This window comes from Micromonospora sp. C28ISP2-4, from assembly GCF_030519385.1.
Classification (GTDB): Bacteria; Actinomycetota; Actinomycetes; order Mycobacteriales; family Micromonosporaceae; genus Micromonospora; species Micromonospora tulbaghiae.
The window spans coordinates 401,527-413,284 of record NZ_JAUMKG010000004.1; the positions used below are offsets into that span (position 1 = coordinate 401,527).

An 11,758-nucleotide genomic window follows, 5' to 3' on the forward strand; every position below is an offset into this window, starting at 1 on the left:
CCGAGGACGACCCCCGATGGCCGATACGGTCACCCCCGCCGTCGCCGACCCCGCCGGACCGGGCAGTACCCGCCGCGAGCGCACCGGCTGGTACTTCTACGACTGGGCGAACTCCGCGTTCCAGACCACAGTCATCACGGTCTTCCTCGGGCCGTTCCTGACCACGGTCACCGAACTCGCCGCCGGCTGCGAACTGGGCGCGGACAGCTGCGACGGCGCGGTGTACCCGCTGGGCATCAAGGTCGCCGCAGGCTCGTTCTACCCGTACCTGATCTCGCTGTCGGTCTTCCTCACCGTGTTCGTGCTGCCGGTGATCGGCGCGATCGCCGACCGGTCGGCGCACAAGAAGCGGCTGCTGGCCGCCGCCGCGTTCACCGGCGCCGGCGCGACCATCGCGTTCGCGTTCGTCACCGGCGAGCGCTACCTGCTCGGCGGCGCGCTGTTCCTGATCGCGAACATCTCCTTCGGCGCCGCCGTGGTCGTCTACAACTCGTTCCTGCCGCAACTGGGCGGCCCGGACGAGCGCGACGGCATCTCCAGCCGCGGCTGGGCCATCGGTTACCTCGGCGGCGGGCTGCTGCTCGCGCTGAACCTGGTCGCGGTCACCATGCTCAGCGAGGAGGGCAACGCCCAGCGCACGCTCGACCTGGCCCGCTGGTCGATCGTGTCGGCCGGCGTGTGGTGGGCCGCGTTCACCCTGATCCCGCTGCGCTGGCTGCGCGAACACCCCACCGCCGCCGCCCTGCAGGCGGGCGGCAACGTGCTGACCGACGGGTTCCGCCAGCTCGGACGCACCCTGCGCGAGATCAAGGCGTACCCGCTGACGCTGTACTTCCTGCTCGCGTTCCTGGTCTTCAACGACGGCATCCAGACCGTCATCACTCTCGCCAGCCAGTACGGCACCGAGGAACTGCGGCTGGAGCAGAGCACGCTGATCGTGACCATCCTGCTGGTGCAGTTCCTCGCCTTCGGCGGCGCGCTCGCCCTCGGCGCGCTCGCCAAGCGCATCGGCGCCTGGAAGACGGTGCTGCTGTCGCTGGTGCTCTGGACCGGTGTGATCATCGCCGCGTTCCGGCTGCCCGCCGAGGCGCCCGTGCCGTTCATGATCCTCGGCGGCTGCATCGGCCTGGTGCTCGGCGGCAGCCAGGCGCTGAGCCGGTCGCTGTTCAGCCAGCTCATCCCGGCCGGCAAGGAAGGCGAGTACTACGGCTTCTACGAGATCAGCGACAAGGGCACCAGCTGGCTCGGCCCGCTGGCGTTCGGCCTCGTGTTCCAGCTGACCTCGTCGTACCGGGTGGGCCTGGTGTCGCTGCTGATCTTCTTCGTGGTCGGCTTCGCGCTGCTGGCCGCCGTGCCGATGCGCCGGGCCATCATCGCCGCCGGCAACACCCCGCCGCGGGTGCTCTGACCGCCGCGCCCCGGCCTGTGGATCATCGCGAGCCGGATCAGGCGGCGTCGATGGACTAGGCTGCCCCGACGTGACCGACGACGCCGCCCCCACCTGCCTGGCCCGCCCCCTGCCGGGGCCCGGCGACGACCGCGCCTCCGGCTGCGCCGCCGCCCGCGGCGTCGACGGCCGGCCGCTGCACGCCGCCGCGCTCAAGTTCTTCTGGGGGCCGATGGACTGCGGCAAGTCCACCATGGCGTTGCAGATGAACCACAACCACGCCCGGCAGGGCCGCCGCGGCCTGGTCACCACCCGCATCGACCGCTCGCTGGGCCCGCAGGTCACCACCCGCATCGGCCTGGCCCACGAGGCCGTCGAGGTCACCGACGACCTCGACCTGCGCGTCCTGGTCCGCGACGCGTGGGCCGAGGGGGTACGCGTGGACTACCTGATCTGCGACGAGGCCTCGTTCTACAACCTCGAACACATCGAGCAGATGGCCGAGCTGGTCGACCGGTTCGACGTCGACGTCTACGCCTTCGGCCTGGCCACCGACTTCCGCTCCTGCCTGTTCCCGGCCGCGCAGCGGCTGTTCGAGCTGGCCGACGAGGTGGCCCGCATCCAGGTCGAGGTGCTGTGCTGGTGCGGCCGGGAAGGGCTGCTCAACGCCCGCGTGGTCGACGGCCGGGTGGTGCGCGAGGGCGCCCAGGTCGTCATCGGCGACACCGTGGACACCGCCGACGTGCGCTACCAGGTGCTGTGCCGGCGCCACTACCGCTCGGGGGACCTCGGCCCGCGTGCCTGACGGGCGCGCGCCTGATACAAACGGCGCGTGCGGACCGACAGCGACACCGCGACACCGCCGCAGGCCACCGCCCCGCGACCCGCCCGCCTGCTCCCGCAGGGCGTCGGCGTGGTCGCCGACGTGGCGGCCGTGGCCGCGCTGCTCGCCGGCGGCGGCCGGCCCATCGTCCTGGCGGCCAGCGCGGGCGCCGTCCTGACCGGCGGCTACCTCCTGGTACGCCGCCTCGGGCAGCCCGTCGACCGGACCGCGCTGGTCGGCCTGGCCGTCGCGGTCGCCGGCGCCGCGATCTTCGGGTACGCCCTGCGGCCCGCGCCGGCGCCGGCGACACCCGCCGGTGCGGCACCCACCACCGCGGCGGCCCCTGCCACCGGAACCCCGGTCGCGGCCACCACCGGCGCCTCCGCGGCCGCCGGCGGTGACTCGTCGTCGCCCGGTGCCGCCGGGACCTGGCTGTACGACCTGCCGCCCGTCGACGGCGGGAACGGCTGGGAGCAGCGCGCGGAGACCGTCGACGGCAAGCGGTACGACCACAGCCTCGTCGCCTCGACCTGCACCGCCACCGACGACGAGTCGGAGTCGTTCAACCTCGGCAGACGCTTCGCCGGGTTCCGGGCCACTGTCGGGGTGCCCGACGACGTCCCGGACTCGTTCCGCGCCCGGTTCACCGTGCTGGTCGACGGAGAGGTGGTCTTCCGCCGCGATCTGGGGCTCGGCGGCACCGCCGCGCTGGATGTTCCGGTCACCGGCGCGCTGCGGCTGACCCTGCAGGTCGACAACGTCGGGCAGGGCGGGTGTGACAACGGCGTCTGGATCGAGCCGCGCCTGCGCTGACGCGCGCGCCACCGGTCAGAAGGGATCCCCGCACACCCGCCACGACCCCTTCTCCTGAACCACCGGCAGCTCACGTTCCTCGCTGCCGCCGCCGTCGCGGTTGATCCGCACGATCACCGTTCCTGTCGGCTTGCCGGAGCGGGTCGCCACCGACACGTCGACGATCTCGTAGCCGCTGACCTGCGGCGGGGTCCGCACCCAACTGCCGAAGCCGGTACGGCTCCACCTGCCGCGGGCCTCGGCGCACAGCCGCTCGTACGCCGCGTCGGTGTCACCGGAGGCCACGTCGCGGAAGAACCCGTCGGCGGTCTCCCGAACCGGCCCGTCGGACTGGAGCACCACCTGTGCGTTCCAGGCCGCCAGCCCGGCCACCCCGATCAGGCAGGTACCCGCGCCGAGACCGGCGATCAGCACGCCCGCGCGTAGCGGCCGGCGACGCCGGGCCGTGTGGTGCCACTCCCCCTGCCTGCCCATCACTGTCGACGGTAGGCAACCGGACGGTGACGCGCAGCCGGTTGCGACGCGCGCTCGTACCGGACAGCAAATGGCGTGCATCGGCGGCAGACTGTCCGCATGACAGCTCACGCCGACATCGCGATGATCAGTATCGACAGCTCCGACCCGGCCGCGCACGCCGCCTTCTACGCCAAGGCGCTGGGGTGGGAGATAACCCACAGCGAGGCCGAGTACGCCATGATCGTCAAGGACGGTCCGGCGATCGGGTTCGGCCTGGTGCCCGGGTACGCGCCACCGGCCTGGCCGGACGACAGCGGCACCAAGCGCTACCACCTGGACCTCTACGTCGACGACGTGGCGGCCGCGGAGAAGGACCTGATGGCGGCCGGCGCGACCAAGCCCGAGTTCCAGCCCGGCGGCGAGCGGTGGACCGTGCTGCTCGACCCGATCGGGCAGCCGTTCTGCCTCTGCCCCCGCCCGCAGGGCTGACCGGTCAGCGCAGCGGGCCGCGGAGCACCGCGGCCCGCATGGCAGCCGGATCGGCGGCCGGGACGTACTCCAGCCACCAGGTTGCGCCCGCCTCCGCCAGCTGCGCCAGGTAGGCCCGCTCGGCCCGCTCGTCGGGGCGTCGCCGCCGGCCACCGACTGCCACGTCGAACGGCCGACCGTCCCCGCGGCGGGCCGGCAACGCGGCGACCAAGCCGGCCACCTCGTCGGGCGTGAAGTCGGACCACCCATCGGTGTCGGTCAGCTTGTAGGGCACGATCCCGTCCGCCCGGGCGGCACGCCGCAGCACGGCCTTCGCCTGGGTGCTGCCGCCGACCCAGACCGGCACGCGGGGCGACTGCACGGGCGGGGGACGCAGCGCCACGCCCTCGGCCCGGTAGTGGACACCGTGGTGCGTGACCGGTTCGCCGCCGAGCAACCCGACCAGCAGGTCGAGGCCCTCGTCGAGCATCGCGGCACGGGTCTTGAGGTCGGTCGGCTCGCCGAACGCGGCCAAGCCCCGGTCGGCCGGGTCACCGACGCCGACCGCGACGCCGGCCCGGCCACCGGAGAGGTGGTCGAGCGTGAGCACCTCCCGCGCCAGCTTGGCCGGCCGGCGCCGGGGCAGCGCGGTCACCGTGGTGCCCAGGCGCACCCGCTCGGTGCGCCCGGCGATCGCCGCCAGCACCAGCCACGGATCCCAGGTGGGCGGGTCGTCTCCGGCGTGGTGCACGAGGTAGTCCTCCAGGAACACCCCGTCCCAGCCGGCCCGCTCGGCCAGCTCACCGAGCGCCACGAGGTCGGCAACCGTCACCGTGCCGCCGCCGCAGGCGATCTCCAGTCCGTGTCGCACGCCGGCACCCTACCGCGCGGGTGCGACAGGTCAACCGCGGCGGCGGGCCCGGGCCGCCCAGATCGCATACGCCGGATCGCGGTCCAGGTTGTGCCGGTCCCGGTCGTAGCGGCGGGTGGTACGCGGATCGGCGTGCCCCATCGCGTCCTGGACGTCCTCCAGCGGCACACCCTCCGAGCGCGCGGTGGTGGCGAACGCGTGGCGCAGCGAGTGCGGCGACAGCTTCGCCCAGGCGGCGATCCCGGCCTGCTGCGCGAGGCGGCGCACCAGCCGGAACACGGCGTGCCGGTCCATCCGGCCGCCGGTGGCCGTGACCAGCAGCGGACCGGTCAGCTCCGGCACTGTGACGCCCTGTGCGGCGGCGCGTGCGGCCAGGTAGGCGTCGACCGCGTACGCGGTGCCCGGGGTGAGCGCGCGCCGGCGCACCTTGCCGCCCTTGCCGACGAAGCGGACGCTGCGGTGACCGCGCTCCGTGCCCAGGTCGGACACGTCCAGCGCGACCAGTTCCCCGACCCGCAGCCCCAGGTCGGCCAGCAGCGCGACGGCGGCCCGGTTGCGGGCGGCGGCCGGGCCGTTGTCGGCCTCGGCAGCGGCGATCAGCGCGTCGACCTCGTCGGGGGTCAGGCCGACGGTGGCGGAGTGGTCCCGGTCGACGCGCGGCCGGTCCGCGGCCGACACCGGGTTGGCGGGCACCGCGCCCAGCTTGACGAGGAAGTCGTACCAGCTCGACAGCGCGGACAGCCGGCGCGCGACGGTGGCCGGGGTGAGCGGGCGGCCGGCGCGGCCGCGGGGTGTGGACTCCAGTTCACGGCCGTAGGTGTTGACGTCGAGGAAGGTGGCCCGCAGCGGGTCCACGGCGTGCTCGGCGCACCAGCTCAGCCAGCCGGTGACGTCGCGGCGGTACGCGTCGCGGGTGTGCTCGGACAGCCGCCGGTTGCGCAGCCACGCCTCGGTGACGTCGGCCGGGCCGGCGGGCAGGGCGGCGGAGCGGGCGCGGGGCAGCACCTCGGGGCGAAGCATGTGAGAAAGGTTCTCAGCCGGCGGGGGGTTTCGCGATCAGGCGCGCCCGGCCCGATGTGCCCGTGTCGTCCGCCGGTACGACGAAGCGGGGTCGGCCGGTGGCCCGGCCTCCCCCGCGCGTCGGCGTGACGTGCTCAGGCGGTGGTGAGCTGACGGTGGCCGTTGCTCTCGGCGGGCGTGCTCACAGTGATCCGGCGCGGCTTCGCGCGCTCGGCGATCGGGATGCGCAGCGTCAGCACCCCGTTGTCGTAGCCGGCTTCCAGCCGGTCGGTGTCGAGCGTGTCGCCCAGGAACAGCTGCCGGGTGAACGTGCCCATCGGACGCTCGGCGGCGACCAGCTCGACGTTCTCGCCGGTGGGACGGCGCCGCTCGGCGCGGACGGTCAGCACGTTGCGCTCGACGGTGCAGTCGATGCTGTCCGGGTCCACGCCGGGCAGGTCGAACGCCGCGTAGAAGTGGTCACCGTCGCGGTACGCGTCGAGGTGCATCACGGCGGGCCGGGCGGTGGTGCCGAAGAACTGCTCGGCGATCCGGTCGATCTCGCGGAACGGGTCGGTACGCATCAACATGGCTGGTGCCTCCTCGGTTCTCCTGGCCCAAGGTCTCAAGTTGAGTCCGGGTGACTCAAGTTCCTGGTTCTGTTCTAGCGCGCCTCCGCCACGTCGTCAACTCGGCCCGCGAGCGCCTTCTCGAACCAGTGCTGCGCGTACGGGCCGTTGTTGAAGGCGGGGATCTCCCGGTATCCGTGCCGGGCGTACAGAGCACGCGCCTCGACCAGGTCCGAGCGGGTGTCCAGCCGGATCCGCCGCGCGCCGCTCCCGGTCGCGTACGCCTCGATCGCCCCGATCAGCGCCGCCCCGCCGCCGGCACCCCGGTGCTCCGGGCGGACGTACACCCGGGTCAGCTCGGCCCAGCCCGGCTGCCACCTCAGCCCGGCGCACCCGGCGAGCCGGCCGTCGTGGCGGGCCAGCACCAGCAGCCCGGTCGGTGGCACCAGGTCGTCGCTCGGGTCCTCGGCCAGCGCGGCGTCCACCTCACCGGGCTGCTCCGGGCGGCCGTACCAGCGGCGCACCATCTCCGCCATGTACTCGCGCAACATCAGCGTCGCGGCCGGCTCGCCCGGGTGCACGACCTGCGTGCCCCAGCCGGTCACGGCCCGGTCCGCCAGTAGACGCCCTGCTCGCGGGTCAGCAGCATGTCGTCGATCAGGTAGCGGCGCAGCGTCACGTGGTCGGCCTCGCCGCCCTCGCACCATCGGCGCAGCGCGTCGTCCACCTCCCGCTCCGGATAGCGCCGCCCGGGCTCGAAGGTGCGTTCGGTGATGTGCTCCAGCAGCACGCGGCGGCGCCCCCGCTGCGCGGGCAGCCGGGTCAGCGCGCCGTCGCGCAGGAACGTACGCAGGATCGCCTCGCGCGGGTTCGCGGCCGGGACCGCCGGGGACGCCGCGTCGGCACGGGCGAACTCGCGCAGCCGCTCGCCGTCGACCCGCAGTCCGCCGTCGTTGTCGTCGGCGAGCACACCGGCGTCGGTGAGACGGCGTAGGGCCACTGCGGCGTCGCGGGCGGGCAGGCCGGTGCGGGCCACCACGGCCGGCACGTCCCGGGCGCCGAGCACGATCGCGGCGAACACGGCCCGGCGGCGCTCGTCGGCGAGCGCCCCGGCGAGGGCATGAGCGGTCATGACGGGCAGCCTGTCAGCAACGGGGAGGATCCGGCGAGGTGTTTTCGTGCCGCGCCCGGCTCGCGCCGACGGCCGGGCGGTTCACCGCGCCGGTCCGCGGCCCACGACGCCGACCGGCGCGCCCGCGGGTCAGGCGGCGAAGTCCACATCGGCGGCGTCGACGGTGCCGGCGGTGCGTCCCGGCGCGGTCTGGAAACTCCAGTAGAGGTTGGTGTGGGCGATCACCTGCGCGGGCGGCGGCGCACCGTAGGCGGACAGGTCCTCGGTGGTGTGCGCGTCGGCGACGAGCGTGGCGTCGTAGCCGCGGGTGAACGCGCCGTGCAGTGTGGAGCGGACGCACGCGTCGGTCTGGGCGCCGGTCACGACCAGCCGGCCCACCCGCGCGGCGGCGAGCACCGGCTCCAGGTCGGTGTCCTCGAAGGAGTCGCCGTAGGTCTTGTGCACCAGCGGCTCGTCGTCTCGGCGCGTCAGCTCCGGCACGATCCGCCACTGCTCGCTGTCGGTCGGCAGGTCGTCGCTGCGGTGCTGCACCCACACCACCGGAACGTCGGCGGCGCGGGCCCGGTCGACCAGGCCGGCGATGGTGGCGACGACCCGGTCGCGGTCGTGGGCGCCGCGCACCACGCCGTTCTGCACGTCGATGACGAGCAGCGCGGTGCGCGGGCGGTCGGTGAGCGTGGTCATGGCGGCTCCTCGGGTGGTGACGGTCCAGGTCAACCTAGCCCCGGCCACCGACAGTTCCGGGCCGCGCTCACAGCCGCCGGTGCATGACGTGCAGTCCCACCCGTCCCAGCGCCGGGTGCGCGAACGACTCCGGCACGGTGCCGATCACGCTGAAGCCGAGCCGCCGGTACAGCGCCACTGCTGCCGTGTTGGTCTCCACCACGGCGTTGAACTGCATCGCGGCGAAACCCTGCCGCCGGGCCCAGTCCAGCGCCTCCTCGCACAACGCCCGGCCCACGCCCCGGCCCCGGGCGTGGGCCGCGACCATGAAACTCGCCGTCGCCACGTGCGACCCCGGCCCGGGCCGGTTCGGGCCCATCTTCGCGGTGCCGCGCACCACGCCGTCGTGGTCCACCGCGACCGAGGTACGCCCCGGCGGGCGCTCCACCCACACCTCGCGCGCCGTCTCCGGCGGCCAACCCGGGTCGTACGCGAACGTGTCGGCGGCGGTGATGACGTCGGCGAGGATCGGCCCGACCTGGTCCCAGTCGGCGTCGGTGTAGTCACGGATCAGCATCGGGGCGCACGCTAGCCGCCGCCCCGGCCGTCCGGCCACCGGTTTCCGTCCACCCGGCCGAGGGCGGCGGGGCATCGGCGGACCACCGGCCGGGGCCATCATGGGCAGGTGGCCGAATCAGTCGCCGACATCGATCGGGGCGGGGCCGCCGCGCCCGGTGGCCCGCCGCCCGCCGGTCCGCGTACCGTCGCGCCCCTGGTGGTCGGCGGGGTCCTCACCGCCGTGCTGCTGTCGCTCGCCGGCCGCTACGGCTACCACCGTGACGAGCTGTACTTCCTGCTGTGCGGGCGGCACCTCGACTGGGGCTACGTCGACCAGGGGCCGCTCGTGCCGGCCCTGGCACGGCTGGCCGACTCGATCGCGCCGGGCAACCTGGTGGTGCTGCGTACCCCGTCGGCGTTCATCGGCGGCGCGGCGGTGGTCCTGGTCGCCGCGATCGCCCGGCAGTTCGGTGCCGGCCGCGTCGCCCAGACGGCGGCGGCGGTGCTCGCCGCCGCCTCGGGCATCGTCCTGGCCGGCGGTCACCTGCTCAGCACCACGAGCGTCGACCTGCTGGTGTGGCTGGCCGCCGTGCTGTGCGTGGTACGGATGCTGCGCACCGGCGACACCCGGTGGGCGCTCGGCGCCGGGCTCGCGCTCGGCGCCGGCCTGCTCAACAAGCCGCTGCCCGCCCTGCTCGGCGTGGGTCTGGTCGCCGGTCTGCTGATCGCCGGGCCGCGCCGGCTGCTGCGCGACCGGTGGGTGCTCGCCGGGGCGGGCGTCGCCGTGCTGCTCGCCGTGCCGTACGCGGCCTGGCAGGCCGTGCACGGCTTCCCGCAGCTCGACGTCGCCGCGTCGATCGCCGACGGCGACAGCTCCTACAGCGGCCGGGTCGACGCGGTGGTGCTCCAGTTCCTGATCATCAGCCCGTTCGCGGTTCCGGTGTGGATCGCCGGGCTGGTCGCGCTGCTGCGCCGGCCGTCCTGGGCGGCGTACCGGTCGCTGGCCTGGGCGTGGCTGGTGGTGCCGCGATCGTGGTGGTGGCCGGCGGCAAGGGCTACTACGACGCGCCGCTGCTGCTGGTGCTCACCGCCGCCGGAGTGGTGCCGGCCGTCGGGTGGGCGCGACGGGGTGCGGCCCGGGCCCGGCAGGCGCTGCTGGTCACCGCCGCCGTGCTGATGGCCGCGAGCAGCGCGGTGCTGCTGCTGCCCACGCTGCCGGCCGACCGGCTGCCCGCCTTCGTGGTCGCGGCCAACTACGACGCGGGCGAGACCATCGGCTGGCCCGAGTTCGCCGACTCGGTGGCCGCCGTGCACCGCGCGCTGCCTGCGGCCGAGCGCGACCGGGCGGTGGTGCTGACCGGCAACTACGGCGAGGCCGGCGCGCTGGCCCGCTACGGGCCGGCCCGGGGACTGCCCCGCGCGTACTCCGGGCACAACAGCATGGCCACGTTCGGCCGGCCGCCCGACGACGCCGACGTGGTGATCGTCGTCGGCTGGTCCCGCCCGGAGCCGCTGCGGGCGTGGTTCACCGAGGTCACCGAGGCGGGCCGGGTCGACCAGCGGGCCGACGTCGACAACGACGAGAACGGCGAGCCGATCTTCGTCGCGCGGGGCGTGCGGCGTCCGTGGTCACAGATCTGGGACGCCGAGGTACGCCACGGGTCCTGAGATACTTGCCGCCATGCTCTGGGGAGTCAGCGGGCCGATCTTCCTCCTCGACTACCTCGGCGCGGTCGCCGTGGCCGTCGTGATCGCCGTGGCGGTACGCGAACTGACCGGCCACCGTACCCGGGGTGCGACACCCGACCGGGTCGAGCTGGCGTACCTGACCGACCGGGCGCTGCTGGCCTGCCAGGTCGGGGTGGCCGCGCTGCGCCGGGCGGGCGGGGTCGAGGTGGGCGAACTCGCCACCCTGCACGCGCAGGGCCCGCCCCCGGCCGGCTCGCCCGCGCTCGTGCGCGCCCTGCACACCGCGCTGCGCCGCCCGCAGACCTGGGCGGCGGTGCTCGCCGATCCGGCGGTGGGCCGGGCGCTGCGCCGCACGGTCGGGCGGCTGGTCCGCGACGGGTGGCTGCTCACCCCGGTGCAGCGGCGGCGGATCGCGCTGGGCACGGTGCCGCTGTTCGCGGTCGCCGCAGTCGGGCTGGCCCGGCTGGTGGACAGCGCGGTCGAGGGGCGTTCCGCCGGCGGCCCGGCCTCGGTCGCCGGGCTGCTGCTGTGCTGCCTGGCCACCGCGCTCGGTGGCTGGTGGCTGACCGAGGTGCCGGAGACCGGCGCCGCCGCCCGCCGGCTGCTGCGGCGGCTGCGCCGCGAGCACGCCGACCTGGACCCGGAGCGCCGCCCGGTCTGGCAGGGCCGGGACGCCGACACGCTGCTGACCGGGATGGCGCTGTTCGGCCCCCGGCCGCTGCTGGCCGTGGACCCGGCGTTCGCCGTGCAGGTCGGCGTCGACCCGGAACGGGACCGCCCGCGGCCCGACCGCAAACCCGCCCGCCGCTGACCGAACCCCCCAAACCACCCACTCCCCTCACCGCCCCGGCCCTGCCCGTGTCCCTGCCCCGTCGATCATGAAGTTGACGGTGCCCGGTGTCCGGTTTGCCCGGTCCAACTTCATGATCGACGGCTCGGGGTGGGCAGGCCGCGGGTGCCCACCGGTTTCCTTGTCTTGGGCGCCGGGAAGGCTCAGGCATGGCCGAGACATTCGTGAGCGAAGACCTGAAGACACTGCAGGCGATTGCACGCGGGGCCGGCATACAGGAGGTCGACCGCCTGTCGCCGGACCAGCTGGTCGAGGCGCTGCGCCGCGCCGGGGTGACCGACGGTACGCAGGACCAGTGGCCGCCCCAGCCGATCGAGGACCCGGCTCACCTGGCCGGGCTGCCCCGTAGCTCGCTGAAGCAGGGCGACGAGAGTACCGGCGGCCGGGCCGCCGAGGAGTCGATCGGCGCCATGCCCGGGGAGTCCGGCACCGAGATCAACGACCGGACCGAACGCTGACCGTACGCAAGAAGGGGCCGCC

At 74.6% G+C, this 11,758-nt stretch carries 15 protein-coding genes; 7 read left to right on the forward strand and 8 right to left on the reverse strand.

Annotated features, from left to right (window positions below):
* Nucleotides 1-16 precede the first annotated feature (16 nt).
* The 3 genes from Q3W68_RS18095 (at nt 17) to Q3W68_RS18105 (ending at nt 3,023) form a co-directional block, all read left to right on the forward strand.
* On the forward strand, nt 17-1,408 hold the full coding sequence (locus Q3W68_RS18095; protein WP_302906548.1) for an MFS transporter: 1,392 nt from the start codon (nt 17-19) through the stop codon (nt 1,406-1,408).
* A 109-nt stretch (nt 1,409-1,517) separates the two neighbouring features.
* Nucleotides 1,518-2,192, forward strand: coding sequence for a thymidine kinase (locus tag Q3W68_RS18100; RefSeq protein ID WP_258544757.1), 675 nt, complete (start codon nt 1,518-1,520; stop codon nt 2,190-2,192).
* 27 nt (nt 2,193-2,219) lie between these two features.
* A complete protein-coding gene (locus Q3W68_RS18105) occupies nt 2,220-3,023 on the forward strand; it encodes an NPCBM/NEW2 domain-containing protein (RefSeq protein ID WP_302906549.1) in 804 nt (267 codons plus the stop codon).
* Nucleotides 3,024-3,038: 15 nt separating this feature from the next.
* Here the strand turns inward: Q3W68_RS18105 and Q3W68_RS18110 are convergent, their stop codons facing one another.
* Nucleotides 3,039-3,497: a hypothetical protein gene (locus tag Q3W68_RS18110; protein ID WP_302906550.1), complete on the reverse strand. Its 459-nt coding sequence runs from the start codon at nt 3,495-3,497 to the stop codon at nt 3,039-3,041.
* Between the two features lie 99 nt (nt 3,498-3,596).
* On the opposite strand from Q3W68_RS18110, the gene Q3W68_RS18115 reads away from it, so the two are divergent.
* On the forward strand, nt 3,597-3,968 hold the full coding sequence (locus Q3W68_RS18115) for a VOC family protein (RefSeq protein WP_302906551.1): 372 nt from the start codon (nt 3,597-3,599) through the stop codon (nt 3,966-3,968).
* Between the two features lie 4 nt (nt 3,969-3,972).
* Here Q3W68_RS18115 and Q3W68_RS18120 read toward each other — a convergent pair whose 3' ends face one another.
* The 7 genes from Q3W68_RS18120 to Q3W68_RS18150 form a co-directional block, all read right to left on the reverse strand.
* The gene (locus Q3W68_RS18120; protein ID WP_302906552.1) at nt 3,973-4,818 is read right to left on the reverse strand and encodes an LLM class flavin-dependent oxidoreductase; all 846 of its coding nucleotides are present in this window, start codon (nt 4,816-4,818) and stop codon (nt 3,973-3,975) included.
* A 30-nt stretch (nt 4,819-4,848) separates the two neighbouring features.
* Nucleotides 4,849-5,838 (reverse strand): tyrosine-type recombinase/integrase, encoded by a 990-nt coding sequence (locus Q3W68_RS18125; protein WP_302906553.1) that lies wholly within the window; start codon nt 5,836-5,838, stop codon nt 4,849-4,851.
* Between the two features lie 134 nt (nt 5,839-5,972).
* Nucleotides 5,973-6,407 carry an Hsp20/alpha crystallin family protein gene (locus tag Q3W68_RS18130; protein ID WP_013286325.1) on the reverse strand — a complete coding sequence of 145 codons (435 nt, stop codon included), beginning with the start codon at nt 6,405-6,407 and terminating at the stop codon, nt 5,973-5,975.
* A 74-nt stretch (nt 6,408-6,481) separates the two neighbouring features.
* Nucleotides 6,482-6,991, reverse strand: coding sequence for a GNAT family N-acetyltransferase (locus Q3W68_RS18135; protein ID WP_302906554.1), 510 nt, complete (start codon nt 6,989-6,991; stop codon nt 6,482-6,484).
* The gene (locus Q3W68_RS18140) at nt 6,988-7,518 is read right to left on the reverse strand and encodes a DUF2087 domain-containing protein (protein ID WP_302906555.1); all 531 of its coding nucleotides are present in this window, start codon (nt 7,516-7,518) and stop codon (nt 6,988-6,990) included. Before Q3W68_RS18140 ends, Q3W68_RS18135 begins: the two co-directional genes overlap by 4 nt.
* A 129-nt stretch (nt 7,519-7,647) precedes the next feature.
* A complete protein-coding gene (locus Q3W68_RS18145; RefSeq protein ID WP_302906556.1) occupies nt 7,648-8,202 on the reverse strand; it encodes an isochorismatase family protein in 555 nt (184 codons plus the stop codon).
* Nucleotides 8,203-8,269: 67 nt separating this feature from the next.
* A complete protein-coding gene (locus Q3W68_RS18150; protein ID WP_302906557.1) occupies nt 8,270-8,758 on the reverse strand; it encodes a GNAT family N-acetyltransferase in 489 nt (162 codons plus the stop codon).
* Between the two features lie 108 nt (nt 8,759-8,866).
* Here Q3W68_RS18150 and Q3W68_RS18155 point away from each other — a divergent pair, with 108 nt between their 5' ends.
* The 3 genes from Q3W68_RS18155 to Q3W68_RS18165 all read left to right on the forward strand — a co-directional run bounded on the left by Q3W68_RS18155 (nt 8,867) and on the right by Q3W68_RS18165 (nt 11,736).
* Nucleotides 8,867-9,916, forward strand: coding sequence for a glycosyltransferase family 39 protein (locus tag Q3W68_RS18155; protein WP_302906558.1), 1,050 nt, complete (start codon nt 8,867-8,869; stop codon nt 9,914-9,916).
* A gap of 504 nt (nt 9,917-10,420) precedes the next feature.
* Nucleotides 10,421-11,239, forward strand: coding sequence for a TIGR04222 domain-containing membrane protein (locus Q3W68_RS18160; protein WP_302906559.1), 819 nt, complete (start codon nt 10,421-10,423; stop codon nt 11,237-11,239).
* Between the two features lie 188 nt (nt 11,240-11,427).
* Nucleotides 11,428-11,736, forward strand: coding sequence for a hypothetical protein (locus tag Q3W68_RS18165; protein WP_013286318.1), 309 nt, complete (start codon nt 11,428-11,430; stop codon nt 11,734-11,736).
* The last annotated feature ends 22 nt before the right edge of the window (nt 11,737-11,758 follow it).

Coding starts and splice junctions, on each gene's coding strand:
- Q3W68_RS18095 (WP_302906548.1), top strand. CDS start 17: ATGGCCGATACGGTCACCCCCGCCGTCGCCGACCCCGCCGGACCGGGC.
- Q3W68_RS18110 (WP_302906550.1), bottom strand. CDS start 3,497: ATGGGCAGGCAGGGGGAGTGGCACCACACGGCCCGGCGTCGCCGGCCG.
- Q3W68_RS18140 (WP_302906555.1), bottom strand. CDS start 7,518: ATGACCGCTCATGCCCTCGCCGGGGCGCTCGCCGACGAGCGCCGCCGG.
- Q3W68_RS18125 (WP_302906553.1), bottom strand. CDS start 5,838: ATGCTTCGCCCCGAGGTGCTGCCCCGCGCCCGCTCCGCCGCCCTGCCC.
- Q3W68_RS18130 (WP_013286325.1), bottom strand. CDS start 6,407: ATGTTGATGCGTACCGACCCGTTCCGCGAGATCGACCGGATCGCCGAG.
- Q3W68_RS18165 (WP_013286318.1), top strand. CDS start 11,428: ATGGCCGAGACATTCGTGAGCGAAGACCTGAAGACACTGCAGGCGATT.
- Q3W68_RS18160 (WP_302906559.1), top strand. CDS start 10,421: ATGCTCTGGGGAGTCAGCGGGCCGATCTTCCTCCTCGACTACCTCGGC.
- Q3W68_RS18145 (WP_302906556.1), bottom strand. CDS start 8,202: ATGACCACGCTCACCGACCGCCCGCGCACCGCGCTGCTCGTCATCGAC.
- Q3W68_RS18150 (WP_302906557.1), bottom strand. CDS start 8,758: ATGCTGATCCGTGACTACACCGACGCCGACTGGGACCAGGTCGGGCCG.
- Q3W68_RS18115 (WP_302906551.1), top strand. CDS start 3,597: ATGACAGCTCACGCCGACATCGCGATGATCAGTATCGACAGCTCCGAC.